Raw genomic sequence first — 201 nt, 5'->3', positions numbered from 1 at the left:
GGCCAGGACCGCTCCGTGTCCGAAGATCGAGTCTCCCTGCGCGTCGATCACGTAGTACTCCTCGGCGAGAGTCTCTGCCGCGATGCCGGCCAGGTCGAACGCCGACACGACAGCCTGGGTGTCCACGTCGTCCTGGAACCGGAGGACCAGCTGGATGCGGTCGCTGACGTCGAAGTCGGCGTTCTTGCGCGTCTCCTGCAC

Annotated in this window: 1 protein-coding gene; it reads right to left on the bottom strand. The window is 66.2% G+C overall.

The window, feature by feature from the left end; all coding sequences use genetic code 11:
* Positions 1 to 201 (bottom strand): DUF5915 domain-containing protein (locus tag L687_RS28300; RefSeq protein WP_040569653.1); only part of this gene is annotated, 201 nt, incomplete at both ends.

The sequence above is a fragment of the Microbacterium maritypicum MF109 genome (assembly GCF_000455825.1).
Classification (GTDB): domain Bacteria; phylum Actinomycetota; class Actinomycetes; order Actinomycetales; family Microbacteriaceae; genus Microbacterium; species Microbacterium maritypicum_A.
Note: the sequence above shows the minus strand (reverse complement) of the source record. Positions and strands in the feature narration are given on the sequence as shown.